Annotated in this window: 8 protein-coding genes and 3 tRNA genes; 7 read left to right on the top strand and 4 right to left on the bottom strand. The window is 60.3% G+C overall.

The window, feature by feature from the left end:
* Nucleotides 1–188 precede the first annotated feature (188 nt).
* From argS to OIL88_07765, 4 genes are all read left to right on the top strand, one after another.
* Complete coding sequence (gene argS / locus OIL88_07780; GenBank protein HJI72256.1) at nucleotides 189–2,042, top strand: arginine--tRNA ligase; 1,854 nt, start codon at nucleotides 189–191, stop codon at nucleotides 2,040–2,042.
* 662 nt (nucleotides 2,043–2,704) lie between these two features.
* Nucleotides 2,705–5,146: a transcription termination factor Rho gene (gene rho, locus OIL88_07775; GenBank protein ID HJI72255.1), complete on the top strand. Its 2,442-nt coding sequence runs from the start codon at nucleotides 2,705–2,707 to the stop codon at nucleotides 5,144–5,146.
* Nucleotides 5,147–5,459: 313 nt separating this feature from the next.
* Nucleotides 5,460–6,860: a hypothetical protein gene (locus OIL88_07770; protein ID HJI72254.1), complete on the top strand. Its 1,401-nt coding sequence runs from the start codon at nucleotides 5,460–5,462 to the stop codon at nucleotides 6,858–6,860.
* Nucleotides 6,861–6,867: 7 nt separating this feature from the next.
* Entirely contained in the window at nucleotides 6,868–7,317 is a 450-nt protein-coding gene (locus OIL88_07765) for a VanZ family protein (protein ID HJI72253.1), read from the top strand.
* Nucleotides 7,318–7,431: 114 nt separating this feature from the next.
* On the opposite strand, the gene OIL88_07760 is transcribed toward OIL88_07765, so the two are convergent.
* On the bottom strand, nucleotides 7,432–8,322 hold the full coding sequence (locus tag OIL88_07760) for an ROK family protein (protein ID HJI72252.1): 891 nt from the start codon (nucleotides 8,320–8,322) through the stop codon (nucleotides 7,432–7,434).
* A gap of 136 nt (nucleotides 8,323–8,458) precedes the next feature.
* Nucleotides 8,459–9,640 (bottom strand): aminotransferase class I/II-fold pyridoxal phosphate-dependent enzyme, encoded by a 1,182-nt coding sequence (locus OIL88_07755; GenBank protein ID HJI72251.1) that lies wholly within the window; start codon nucleotides 9,638–9,640, stop codon nucleotides 8,459–8,461.
* 166 nt (nucleotides 9,641–9,806) lie between these two features.
* Between OIL88_07755 and OIL88_07750 the strand changes: the two genes are divergently transcribed.
* From OIL88_07750 to OIL88_07740, 3 genes are all read left to right on the top strand, one after another.
* A tRNA-His gene (locus OIL88_07750) sits at nucleotides 9,807–9,883 on the top strand.
* 22 nt (nucleotides 9,884–9,905) lie between these two features.
* Nucleotides 9,906–9,981: transfer RNA gene (locus tag OIL88_07745), tRNA-Lys, on the top strand.
* A gap of 43 nt (nucleotides 9,982–10,024) precedes the next feature.
* Nucleotides 10,025–10,100, top strand: a tRNA-Lys gene (locus OIL88_07740).
* An 83-nt stretch (nucleotides 10,101–10,183) separates the two neighbouring features.
* Here OIL88_07740 and dinD read toward each other — a convergent pair.
* Together dinD and OIL88_07730 are read right to left on the bottom strand one after the other, a co-directional pair.
* The gene (gene dinD / locus OIL88_07735; GenBank protein HJI72250.1) at nucleotides 10,184–11,044 is read right to left on the bottom strand and encodes a DNA damage-inducible protein D; all 861 of its coding nucleotides are present in this window, start codon (nucleotides 11,042–11,044) and stop codon (nucleotides 10,184–10,186) included.
* Between the two features lie 161 nt (nucleotides 11,045–11,205).
* The gene (locus OIL88_07730) at nucleotides 11,206–12,732 is read right to left on the bottom strand and encodes an FAD-binding protein (GenBank protein HJI72249.1); all 1,527 of its coding nucleotides are present in this window, start codon (nucleotides 12,730–12,732) and stop codon (nucleotides 11,206–11,208) included.
* Nucleotides 12,733–12,817 lie beyond the last annotated feature (85 nt).

Below are 12,817 nucleotides of genomic sequence, written 5' to 3'. Positions count from 1 at the left end.
TGCATAATCTGCAGGCAGACCGGCATCTTTGAGTGACTCCATACAAGCTGTAGTCAATTTTGTGCATATGCAATTTCGATTGGCTTTACCCTGCGACAGTGCCCGTCGCTTGTGATAGAGTGCTACAAACTCTGGCTTTTGCCCTACGAGTGACCAAGAGCTCGGGGGCTTTAACACAAGGAGGATCTATGCCCGAGAAGATTGAAGAGCTGGTACGCGCTGCGCTTGCTGCGGCCCAGGAGGCCGGCGACCTTTCCGCATTTGAACTTGACGATTGCGCTATCGAGCGACCGGCTGACACTTCTCATGGCGAGTGGACCTCTACCATGGCCCTGAAGTCCGCCAAGCTGGCCCACTGCGCCCCGCGCAAGATCGCCGAGGCCATCGTTGCCCATATGCCCGAGGATCCCGCGATCGAGAAGGTTGAGATCGCAGGCCCCGGTTTCATCAACTTCTACCTCTCCGTTGCCGTCAAGAATGCCATCTTTGGCGAGGCTCGCGAGAAGGGCATGGACTTCGCTAAGTCCAACGTCGGTGGTGGCCTGAAGACCCAGGTCGAGTTCGTTTCCGCCAACCCCGTCGGCCCCATGCACATTGGTCACGGCCGCTGGGCCGCTCTGGGCGACTCCCTTTGCCGCGTCATGGACCACGCCGGTTACGACATCCAGCGTGAGTTCTACATCAATGACCATGGCTCTCAGATGAACACCTTCGGCAACTCCATCAGCACGCGCTATATGCAGCTTGCCGACATCATCGCCAAGCAGGGCGTTGATATCGACGAGGCTCACAAGCTGCTGATCGCCGACCGTGACGCCTTTGTTGCCGACGAGAACGACGAGCACCCCGAGACCCATCCGTATCAGGACAACTTTGCCGAGACCTTGGGCAAGGACTCTTACGGCGGCGACTACATCATCGACGAGGCCGCCGAGTTCTGGCGCACCGACGGCGACAAGTGGGTCGACGCCGATCCGCAGGAGCGTATGGAGAGCTTCCGTGAGCGCGGCTACGTGAAGATGGTCGACAACATGCGCGACCTCTGCCACGCCGTCAACTGCGACTTCGATCGTTGGTACTCCGAGCGCTCGCTGTATGTGAAGGACACCGAGGGCGAGACCGCCGGCACCTCCGCCGTCGACCGCGCTTTTGAGAAGCTCGACAAGATGGGCTACCTCTACACCAAGGACGGCGCCCTGTGGTTCCGCTCCACCGATTTGGGCGACGACAAGGACCGCGTCCTGATCAAGTCCGACGGCGAGTACACCTACTTCGCCTCCGACGTCGCCTATCACTGGGATAAGTTCCAGCGCGTCGATCACGTCATCGACATCTGGGGCGCCGACCACCACGGTTACATCGAGCGCGTCCGCTGCGTCTGCGACGCTCTGGGTTACCCCGGCAAGTTCGAGGTTCTACTGGGCCAGCTCGTCAACCTGCTGCGTAACGGCAAGCCCGTCCGTATGTCCAAGCGCAAGGGCACCATGGTGACCCTGCAGGAGCTCGTCGACGAGGTCGGCTCCGATGCCGCTCGCTACACGCTCATCTCCAAGAGCTCCAACCAGATGGTCGACTTCGACATTGAGGCCGTTAAGAAGCGCGACAACTCCAACCCGGTCTATTACGTGCAGTACGCTCACGCTCGCGTCTGCTCCATCCTGCGCCGTGCCGCTGACGTAACGCCTGAGCAGGCCGACGAGATGGGCATGAAGGCCGTTGCCGCCAAGGCCATCGGTGAGAACGTCGATTACTCGCTGCTGACCGACCCGACCGAGCTCGCCCTTTCGCGCAAGCTTAACGAGCTTACCGACCTGATCGCCAGCTGTGCTCGCGATCGCGCTCCGTTCCGTCTGACCCACTTTGCCGAGGAACTCGCCGGCGACTTCCACAGCTTTTACGCTGCCTGCCAGGTGCTGCCGAGCGAGGGTCGTCCCGTCGACCCCGAGCTTTCGCGTGCCCGTCTGGCCGCTTGTGATGCCGTCCGTGTGACGCTCGCCCTGGTGCTCACCCTCGTTGGCGTTTCCGCGCCCGAGCAGATGTAATCTGCGGGTCATTTGACCGTGTAGGTTTGGTTTAACTGAGCCCTATAAGCCCGATCTCCTACGGAGGTCGGGCTTTTTTCGCAAACGCCGATGTATTGATGAATTTGGAACTGCTGGAAATACGAAACTATGCCGGTTTACTACGATGAATTGAGGAATTCTAACCACGCCGGCTTTTTGCTAAAAAGTGCAAGGCATCTACCTGCGGTTTTAGTTCAACAAGTTTCGGAGTGGTCGCGGTTGAGCGATTCATCGTAGTAAACCGCCATAGTTTTGGCGGAGGCAGTCAGATTTGTGGGTGGCAAACAAAGAGTGTCCCTTTTGACTAGTCGTTTAAGAACGTCCCCCCAATGACTAAGTTGTAGGTGGCGGCGGTTGTGTTACACTAACGCTGCGTAGTTGACGCAATCATCTCGATACAGATCAATGATGTCCGTCGTTTTGAACGGAACTAGACTGTTTAGCCGCCCTGAAGGTTTATGCAGGGAGCATGTGATCACAGGGCTTGAAAAGAAAGTTGAGCAAACACTGTGTCTGATCAACAGCAAGAAAACGAAATAACGACGACGCAGGCCGCTCCCGCTGCACCGGTTGCGTCGGACCAGGTCGCGGCGCCCGCGCAAGCCTCGGCTCCTGAGACGCCTAAGGCTGCTTCGACGCCTATGCCTGTAGCGGCTGAGAAGGCCGTGCCTGCAACTGGTGAGGAGGCTGCTCCGGCAAAGCCCAAGCGCACGCGCCGCACGGCCAAGCCTGCCGCTGACGGCGAGGAGGCCACCAAGCCAAAGCGCCGTACCACGCGCACGACGCGCGCCAAGCTCACCGTTGCAGCTGACTCCTCGGCGCCGATTTCCGATGAGGTCGCGCAGGCACGTGCGTTGGCGCAGATTAGCGAGGCTCAGGTGGTGCGCGCCCGCCGTCGTGCCGCCGAGCGCGAGGCCGCGGCTCTGACCGAGCTTGCAGCTCCGTCTGTGCCCGAGACGCCTGCCGCCATCGAGACTCCTGTCGCCGACCAGCCGACCGAGAAGCCGGTACCGCGCACACGCCGTCGCACGGCTGCTAAGGCCGAGCAGGTTGCTGAACAGGTAACCCCCGAGCTCACTGAGGCTTCGGTCCGTTCCGCGGCAGGGGAGGGCACATCGCCTGTTGAGCCCGCTGCGCCTGTCGAGGCCAGCGAAGTTCCCGTTGTCGATCCGGCTTTGCGCCCGCACCGTCGCGGTCGCAAGCCCAAGGCCTTTGTCGAGGCCGAGAAGGCCGCAGCCGCAGCCGCCGCCGCTCGGGATGCTGCGGCGACCGCCAAGTCCTCAACTGCTGCCGATGCACCCGTCCAGGATGCTACGACTTCCAAGGCCGTTTCTGCCGATGCCGAGCCCGCCGACGTCCGTCCCGGTCGCAGCCGTCGCACTGCTGCTAAGCGCACGTCCAAGGCTAAGGCTGCCAAGAAGGGTGCGTCCGAGGATTCCGCCGAGACGACCGCCGATGCATCGACTGATGCCGTCGAGCCCCAGGACGTCGAACGGCCTGCATCCGAGAAGCCCAAGCGCGGTCGCAAGAAGTCCGTTAAGGCCAAGGCCGCCGAGCAGCAGGTTGATGTCGAAGCGCAGGTTGATTCTGGCGCCGAGGCCAATGACGCCGCTGCGGCCAATGTTGACACCGCCGCAACCGATGGTGCCGCCCCCGCCGAGGGCGAAGACGGCGCTCGCCCCAACCGTCGCCAGCACAAGCGCAACGAGGAGCGCAACGAGCGCAAGGACGAGCGCAACAACGACCGTCGCAACCGCCAGCGCGATCGCAAGCAACGCAACAAGGAGCGTAATGCCGCTCCCACCGAGCCCACGCTTTCGCGCGAGGAGCTCGCTGCCATGAAGGTCGCCGAACTTCGCGAGAAGGCCAAGGAGTTCGAGATCGAGACGACCGGCAAGAAGAAAGCCGAGCTCGTCGAGGAGATCTACGTCACCGCCGCGAAGGCCGAGGGCTTCCGCGACATCAAGGGCATTCTGCAGATTCGCCCGGACAGCTCCGGCATCATCCACGCCCATGGCTACATGAAGTCCAACGACGACGCCTTCGTGCCCGCCTACCTCATCCGCTCCGCGCGCCTGCGCACGGGCGACGTCATCGAGGGCTCGCTGCGTCCTTCGCGCGGCGGCGACAAGCGCGCCGGCCTCGCCAAAATCACGACCGTCAACGGTCTGGACCCCGAGCAGATTCGCAACCGTCCCAAGTTCGGCGACCTCACCCCGGTCTATCCCAACGAGCCGCTGCGCATGGAGCACGGCAAGGACTCTATTACCGGTCGCGCCATCGACATCGTGTCACCGATCGGCAAGGGCCAGCGCGGCCTGATCGTGTCCCCGCCCAAGGCCGGCAAGACCACGATCCTCAAGAAGATCTGCCAGTCTATCTCGATTAACAACCCCGAGGTGCACCTCATCTGCCTGCTCGTCGACGAGCGCCCCGAAGAGGTCACCGATATGCAGCGTTCCATCAAGGGTGAGGTTGTGGCGTCGACCTTCGATATGCCTGCCGACAACCACACCCGCGTGGCAGAGCTCGTCATCGAGCGCGCCAAGCGCATCGTAGAGCTGGGTGGCGACGTCGTGGTGGTGCTCGACTCCATCACGCGCCTCGCCCGCGCCTACAACTTGGCGGCGCCCGCCTCGGGCCGCATCCTTTCGGGCGGCGTCGATTCGGCGGCCCTATATCCGCCCAAGCGCTTCCTGGGCGCAGCCCGCAATATCGAGAACGGTGGCTCGCTCACCATCCTGGCCTCTGCCCTCATCGACACCGGTTCCAAGATGGACGAGGTCATCTTTGAGGAGTTCAAGGGCACCGGCAACATGGAGCTTAAGCTCGACCGCGACCTGGCCGACCGCCGCATCTTCCCGGCTATCGACCCCGTTGCCTCCGGTACGCGTAACGAGGATCTGTTGGTCGACGAGCAGATGCGTCCGTTTGTCTTTGGTCTGCGTCGCATTCTTGCCGGCATGAACAACACCGAGCGCGCGGCCGCATCGTTTATTAAGGGTCTTAAGGGCACCAACACCAACCAGGAGTTCCTGGTGCGTTCGGCCAAAAAACACAGCGACTACGAGCAGACGTTCTAGGTTGTCATCCACACGCAACGATAGTCATCAATGCGATAGAGGGTCGGGGCTTTGAGCTTCGGCCCTTTTCCATAGCGCCGCTCCGCGCTTATTTTTGACCGTAAGACCGACGAGCAGCAGGTTTCCCGTTTCAATCCGACATCGTCGCTTGCAATCGGCAGGGCGGTTTCGCATAATAGCTTTTAAGCTTCGCGACGGAAAACGCAGATGAAACGAACCATATACCGTTGCTTTGGGGCATAGCCCCGCTTCATCTTCTCTCGCGCAGCCAACTTAATGATGCGATTTGGGTGCAGGAAGATGGGGAGAGCTCATGGCTTCTTCTGATGCAACACAACGAGCAGTCCTTGCCGGACTTTCCTGCGGGATCGGCCTTGCCGCTCCCGTGTTTATGTATGCCGCGACGCTGCCGTTCTCGTCGGTCAACGAGACGGTTGTCGCGGGCGCTGTTCCCTTTGCCGTCGGTGCGGTGGCGGGCGTGGGCATCTATGCCGCCTCGCTGGGTATCTTCGAGTACCGTGCGCAGCGTGAAGAGCGTCTGTTCCAGCCCGATGCCATGGGCGGTGCCGCCAATCTCAATCAGCATCAAAGCGAGTTCAAGACCGCCTCGATTCCAGCTCAGCAGCAGGATGCGACTCCATATGCTGCCGCTTCTGCTTCTCAGGCTCAGTCGGAGCAGTCTACCTCGGCATTCCTTTCCGGCCTGACTGGTGCGTTCCAGCGCCGTCATGCCGATGATGGTGTCCCTACCATCGCTCGAGCCGCAGATGCCATGGACGAGGCCGAGGCTTGGTCCATGATCGACAGTATGCTCGACGACGATTCGCCGGTGAGCTGCGACCCTGCGCGCTCGCGCGACGTCTATCAAGTCGCCATCGACGAGCTCACCAACGGCGGGCAGACCGGCTCCTTCAATCGCGACGACATCGCCGCCGCGGCACGCGCCGTGTCTGGCTCCCAGGCCGCCCCTGCGGGCAGCACGGCGGCTTTTGTGGCACTCGTTGCCAACGCGGCAGCCAATAACGCCTGCAGCGCCACCTCGGCGGACGTGAACGCTTCTGCCGATAATTCGTACGTTGATGAAGCCATGACCGCGGACGAGGAGGCCGTTGCCGCCCGCCGTGCCGCCGAAAGCTCGCTGTGGGGCGCTCCTGCCCAGCAGCAGGCGGCCGAGGCTGCGCCGTACAACGCAAACCTCGCCAGCATGCCTATCATTTCCGGTGCCGCGGACATCGATCTCGATGACCTCGATGAGCCTGCAGCCATCACCGCATCGATTGATGCCCAAGATCGCATCGACACCGGCGACCTTCCGGATGCCTCGCTCGAGGTTGATGTCCCCATGGCCGATTACTCGGGCCACGAGGACATGTGGGCCGCTGCCACCGCGATTCTGGACGAGATCGACGAGCCTGCTCCTGTTGCAGCTCCCGCTCCCGTCGCTGCCCCTCAGCCTGCCGCACCCGCCTATGTCGGCCGTCACAGCGCTGTGTTCCCCGAGGATACCGCCCGTATCTCGCGCGAGGGCATCGAGCGAGCCGAGGCTATTGCCGCCGGCATTATGGAAAATCGTCGTCACGAGCGCGTCAATCAGATCCTCGAAGAAGAGATCGAGCGCCTGCAGTCCTCTACTGCCAAGCGTACGGGCCGTGCCTATCTGAGCGTTATCGAGGGCGGTACCGCCAGCTTCGCGCCGCTCCGCGCGGAGGCATAACTTCTGCATGGTTAAGATCAATCGAAAATGGGCGGTCGTGACCTGCCTGATGGCACTCTTGATCTGGGGCAATTCGCTGGTTCCCGGCTCGGGGTCGGGCTCGCTGAGCCTGACGGTCATGGAAGCTATCCGCGGTTTCCTGCACGGCGTGGGACTTCCATATGCATGGGTGACCAACTTTGTTGTTCGCAAGTGCGCACATTTTACCGAGTATATGGTGCTCGGCATCCTGGCAACGCATGCGTTTGATTTTGAGGGCCGGCGCACCTTTGACGTGCTGCTGCCCACGGCGGTGTTCCTGCTGCTGATTCCCTCGATCGACGAGACGATTCAGCTCTTTGTGCCGGGACGCGCCGGCATGATCACCGATGTGATGATCGACTGCTGTGGTGCGGCAACGGGCGTTGTGCTCCGATATCTCTTACGGCCGCTGATGCGCGCCAAAAAAGCCGCCTAGGACGTATTGTTTGGTCCTAGGCGGCCTTTTTTATTTGAGGGCTTATATGAGGCGTGGTGGCGTCGTTCCGTAGGTCGGATTTGCCGGGCGCGCCACGCCCTGTGGGTGCGTCTGCTACTGAAGCGCCTGAGCGCCCAGGGCCAAGCAGCCCATAATGCCCTGTTTGCCCTCGAGGCTGTTGTTGACGATATAGCTATCAATGTCGGCCATCTCGGGCGTGACGATGTAGCCGTTGAGCATCTCGGCGCACTTCTTGCGCGCGAGCGGCACGATGGGGGTGTGGTCGGCCACGCCGCCACCGATGACGATCTTTTGCGGTGCGTAGCACAGGATGTAGGTCATGAGCGCCTGCGCCAGATAGCCGGCGAGCAGGTCCATGGCCTCCGGGTCATCGGCCATCTCTCCGGCGCTCTTGCCACCCCAGCGCTTTTTGACGCCGGGACCGGCGATGAGGCCCTCGAGGCAGTTGTCGTGGAAGGGGCAGCCGCTGTGCTCGCCAATGGTGTCGCGCGGGTCGCGCGTGACCAGGATGTGGCCGGCCTCGGGATGCATCATGCCGTGCACGAGCTTACCGCCCGAGAGCACGCCGGCGCCCACGCCGGTACCGATGGTCAGATACACCACGTCAGTGAGGCCCTGGGCGCAACCAAAGGTGACCTCGCCCAGGCAGGCGACGTTGACGTCGGTGTCGTAGCCGCAGGGAATATTGAGCTCGTTTTGGATGGTGCCCAGCAGGTCAAAGTAGCGCCATGCCGTTTTGGGCGTCTCCAGGATCTTGCCGTATTGGGACGAGGCAGGGTTGACTGCGGTGGGGCCAAAGGCGCCGATGCCCAGCGCGGCGATGTCCTTGTCGGCAAACCATGCGTTGACGGCCTCAACGGTCTCCTGCGGGGTCGTGGTCGCAATCTGCTCGCGTTCCAGGACCGTGCCGTCTGCATAGCCCGTGGCGCAGACCATCTTGGTGCCGCCGGCCTCGAGCGCTCCGATAAGCTGCTGCTCTGCCATAGTATTCCTCTCTGGACGAGTTGCTCCGTGACTAAAGTATAGCGCTCTAAAAAATAAATGAGGTCGCTATAAAAAGAAACCTCATGGCCCAACGGGTTCACGAGGTTTCTTTAGTGCCTTTAGTTACTGACCGTCCTTACCCGCGCGGGTTGATTTTATCACGTAGCGACTTGAGGTTCTCAAGCGCCGCGTTAAGCGTCTCGTCTCGCTTGGCAAAGTGGAAACGAATCAGATGGTTGACGGGCTCGCGGAAGAAGCTCGAGCCGGGCACGGCGCCCACGCCCACCTTTGAGGCCAGGTCCTCGCAGAAGTCGAGGTCGCTGTCATAGCAAAACTCAGAGATGTCCATCATCACGTAGTAGGCGCCCTGCGGCACGTTGTGCGTGAGGCCGATGCTGTCGAGTCCCTGACAGAATAGGTCGCGCTTGGCGGTGTAGAGGTCGAGGACCTCCTGGTAATAACTGTCGTCGAAGTTGAGGGCGGTGACGACGGCCTCTTGCAGGGGAGCGGCGGCGCCTACGGTGAGGAAGTCGTGGACCTTTTTGATGCGCTCGGTGATTTCGGCGGGAGCGATGGTGTAGCCTAGGCGCCAGCCGGTGATGGAGTAGGTCTTGGACAGCGAGCTGCAGCTGATGGTGCGCTCAAACATGCCGGGCAGCGTGGCCATGTACACGTGCTCGTGGGGCGCGTAGACGATGTGCTCGTACACCTCGTCGGTGATGCAGTAGGCGTCGTACTTCTTGCACAGGTCGGCAATAAAAGTGAGCTCCTCGCGCGTAAAGACCTTGCCACAGGGGTTGGACGGGTTGCATAGGACGATCGCCTTGGGATCGTTGTCGCGGAAGGCCGCCTCCAGGACCTCACGGTCAAAGTCAAAGGTGGGCGGGTTGAGCGGCACATAGATGGGCTCGGCCCCCGAGAGAATGGTGTCAGCGCCGTAGTTCTCGTAGAACGGCGAGAAAATGACGACTTTGTCGCCGGGGTTTGTGACCGTCATCATGGCGGCCATCATGGCCTCGGTGGAGCCGCAGGTGACTACAATATTCTCGTTGGGGTTGATCGGCATGCCCATAAAGTGCTCCTGCTTGGCGGCAAGCGCCTCGCGCATGGCCTGAGAGCCCCAGGTGATGGAGTACTGGTGGTAGAGCGGCTTGGGCTCGGTGGCGATGGTGCTGAGGCTATCGAGCAGCTGCGCCGGGGGATCAAAGTCGGGGAAGCCCTGTGACAGGTTGACGGCGCCATACTTGTTGGAGATGCGCGTCATGCGACGGATGACGGAATCGGTAAACGTTGCCGTGCGGTTGGAGAGTTCTTTCATGCCGGTCCTTTCGAGCATTTGCAGTGGGGCAAGTTTACTCCTATGAAACCGGTGGGAAATGCTCGAAATGGTCTCGAAAAACTCTTTTCAAAATTCTTGAAAATTGGGGCTTGCATCGCGTGGCGTTCCTTGCAATAATAGTCGAGCGCGAAGCGCACAGGACACGGTGGGTGTAGCTCAGTTGGCTAGAGCGACGGGTTGTGGTCCCGTAGGTCGAGGGTTCGAGTCCCTTTACCCACCCCAGTTCTTGCTTCGTGTTGATATCGGGTCGTTAGCTCAGTTGGTAGAGCAGGGGACTCTTAATCCCAAGGTCCAGGGTTCGACCCCCTGACGGCCCACCACACGATATCTCCTCTAAAGTCCGCTACGACGGACTTTAACTTTGGGTCGTTAGCTCAGTTGGTAGAGCAGGGGACTCTTAATCCCAAGGTCCAGGGTTCGACCCCCTGACGGCCCACCAAAGATTGTTAAGACGGTCAACTTCGGTTGGCCGTCTTTTTTATTAACCTCGCATGGGGCCGAACCCGTAAGGGCACAGACGCTTTACAAGTCGAGCCTGCCCTGGGGGTCGGTGAATCCGTCTGTACCCTCCTTGAGCTTTTTCTCGTCTGCTTTCACGCGACGTTCGAGCTTCTTTGTATCTTCGGCAGGCGGTAGGTTCTCGGGTACAATTCCGCGGTCGATGAGGCTGCCACGCACGCTGGTGTTGTTCTCGACGTGCTCTTGCTTGATCTGGTCCAGACCGTACAGGTCGTGTTCCTCGGCGTTGAAGGCCGTCATCGAGTTCGTAAGGTCCTTTGCTTTGATGAGGACATCGGCTAACCTGTCCGCCAATGCCGCGCTCTTGGGTATGCCGAGCTGCTGCTTCATTTCCGCCGTGCTTCTGCCGCCGAATAACGCTTCATCGCCCTTCGACTTGATGATCGCGAATCCTTTGGAGTCCACGCCGCGTTTGAATGCAATACCCGAGAGCTGTTTCTCTGAATCGGATAGCGAGTGGCGCGCCTGTAAGCGCTGAATCTCTGCGAAGCGCTGCTCTATGAGCTCTTGGCGGCGCGTCTGCACGGCAAAGTATGCTTGGGCGAGTGCAATCTCTGGCTTGTTTGAATCTCCGTTCTGGGCGATTAAATAGCATGCATAGCGCGTAAGTTTGTAGTCTTTAACCGCGCGAGCGGCGACACCGGCAATTACCATTTTCGTGGTGTCACGAAAATGGGAATCAACTGGAGTTTTGTTTGTTTCGCACGAGACTTTTGCCCTCTTAACAACTTCGGCGAAGTTTTCCCATCGCGTGTACCCCATGGGTTCCATTAAATCTCGTGCGAGCCAATACTCAACGCCGTCTTCTACATTGGCGTAGCTATCAAGTTCGACACGCCACTTCTCGATATCTCTACTGTCCATATCTCCTCCTCGCTGGCCTATTGTCTATGCGGGCTTTGCCCGCTCCGTATTCAGAATAAGGATACGCTGCCGTACGGACACGAATGGGCCCCATGTCACTTCGAGCTCACGGGGCCCATAGATATCGATTAGTTGTGTTCTGCTTTAGATGGGTGTTCGAATTAGTCCGCTCGATAGTGCGATCCGAGGCTTTCGGTTCGCTTACGCATGGCTTTGATCATTTCCTGTGCTAGTTGAATCTGCGATTGCAGGCGGGCGAGGGCTGCGACTTCGCTGTCCTGGGCTTTCTGTGTGCTCAAGGTCGTTGCCTCCGCCTTCAAGCCCTCAAGCTCGTATAGTGCCTCGGATAGGCCTGTTTCGGTCCTGTTGATCATGCAATGGGTGCTCATCGTGTGCCTAAGGCTGTGTGTCAGGCGTTCGGCATCTGTTGCGGCTATGCCGTACTGGGGGAGGGCGATATCCGCCTTCAGGGCTGTCTCGGGCTCTTTCTGTGCTGCTTGGGCTGCCGATGCGCCTGCGATGCGCCCGAACACGATGCCGTTGGCGCTTGACAAGCCACCAATGCGGTCGGCGCCGTGCATGCCGCCTGTCGCCTCGCCGCAAGCGTAGAGACCCTCAACGCCCGTTTGCGCGGTCTTATCGATCTTGATGCCGCCGTTAGCGGCGTGGGCATACATCGCAACGCGCATCTCGTCAGTCGGGGCGATGCCGTGCTCGTCTTGCAGCCAGGTGGCAAAGGTCTGCACAAACTCTGGGGCATCCTCGCGGGGAAAGTCGTAGTGGAGTGCCAGGCCTTCGACACCTGCCTGATCGATGACGAGATCGATAGCGCGGGAGGCCAAGCGTGACGTGAAGGGACCATATCCAGAGCGCTGCTCGAGCAGGTCGTCCAGCTTGTCGTCGGCAATATCTACCGGCTGGTCTACATGTACGTAGCGCCAGGTTTTCTCGTTGAAGACCAGGTTGCGCTTGGGCTCGATGAAGCCGGGCATCATCTGCATGAACTCTATATTAGTAAGCGATGCGCCGTGCGCCAGTGCGATGGCCTGTGATGAGCTGAGCACGTCGGCGGAAGTGAGGCTTCGCTCGAACAGGCCACCCGTGCCGCCCGCAGCGATGATGGTGGCCTTGGCTGCCATAGGTATGAGATGCTTGTTTGTGCGGTCGTAGAGCGTGGCGCCGACAATCTTTCCGGGCGTGTCCTCAATAAGGTCGATAAGCTCGTGGCGGGGAAGCAGGCGAATGCCGAGAGACTCGATCTGGGCCGCACACGCGTCCTCAAGGGGCTTGCGAGTGAGGCCGCGCCATTTGCGTGTCTTATGGTCAAAGCAGGGGATAAATTGCTTTTGCTGGGCGCTCTCGGCGCTTTGCGGACGCTGGAGTTCAACACCCAGATCCTGCTCGAGCCATTGGATTGCCTGAGGAATGCCGTGGACAAACGTCTGGACGAGCGTAGGGTCGGCGACACCGCCGCCGACGGTCTGGATGGTGTCGATGAGGTCTTGCTCATCGTCTTCGTCTACGGGTCCGATAAGCCCCAGGCCCCAGGTTCCGGGGAAGAAGCTCGATCCACTCATAGTCTTGCCGGCGCTTGCCACAGTGACGGTTGCACCCGTGCGTGCCGCTTCGATGGCGGCGCAAAGGCCCGCAATGCCAGATCCAATTACCAGTACATCAGTCGATTCCATCGGATTCCTTTCTCGTCCGGCGCATTGTCGCACGGGTGATCGGCAATGGTACCGCAAAGACTCGGCAAATCGGTAAAGGGCAAAT

The organism is Coriobacteriaceae bacterium (assembly GCA_025992855.1).
Classification (GTDB): Bacteria; Actinomycetota; Coriobacteriia; order Coriobacteriales; family Coriobacteriaceae; genus Collinsella.
This window is presented reverse-complemented; position numbering and strand designations above follow the sequence as displayed.

Coding starts and splice junctions, on each gene's coding strand:
- argS (HJI72256.1), top strand. CDS start 189: ATGCCCGAGAAGATTGAAGAGCTGGTACGCGCTGCGCTTGCTGCGGCC.
- rho (HJI72255.1), top strand. CDS start 2,705: ATGCCTGTAGCGGCTGAGAAGGCCGTGCCTGCAACTGGTGAGGAGGCT.
- OIL88_07770 (HJI72254.1), top strand. CDS start 5,460: ATGGCTTCTTCTGATGCAACACAACGAGCAGTCCTTGCCGGACTTTCC.
- OIL88_07765 (HJI72253.1), top strand. CDS start 6,868: ATGGTTAAGATCAATCGAAAATGGGCGGTCGTGACCTGCCTGATGGCA.
- OIL88_07760 (HJI72252.1), bottom strand. CDS start 8,322: ATGGCAGAGCAGCAGCTTATCGGAGCGCTCGAGGCCGGCGGCACCAAG.
- OIL88_07755 (HJI72251.1), bottom strand. CDS start 9,640: ATGAAAGAACTCTCCAACCGCACGGCAACGTTTACCGATTCCGTCATC.
- dinD (HJI72250.1), bottom strand. CDS start 11,044: ATGGACAGTAGAGATATCGAGAAGTGGCGTGTCGAACTTGATAGCTAC.
- OIL88_07730 (HJI72249.1), bottom strand. CDS start 12,732: ATGGAATCGACTGATGTACTGGTAATTGGATCTGGCATTGCGGGCCTT.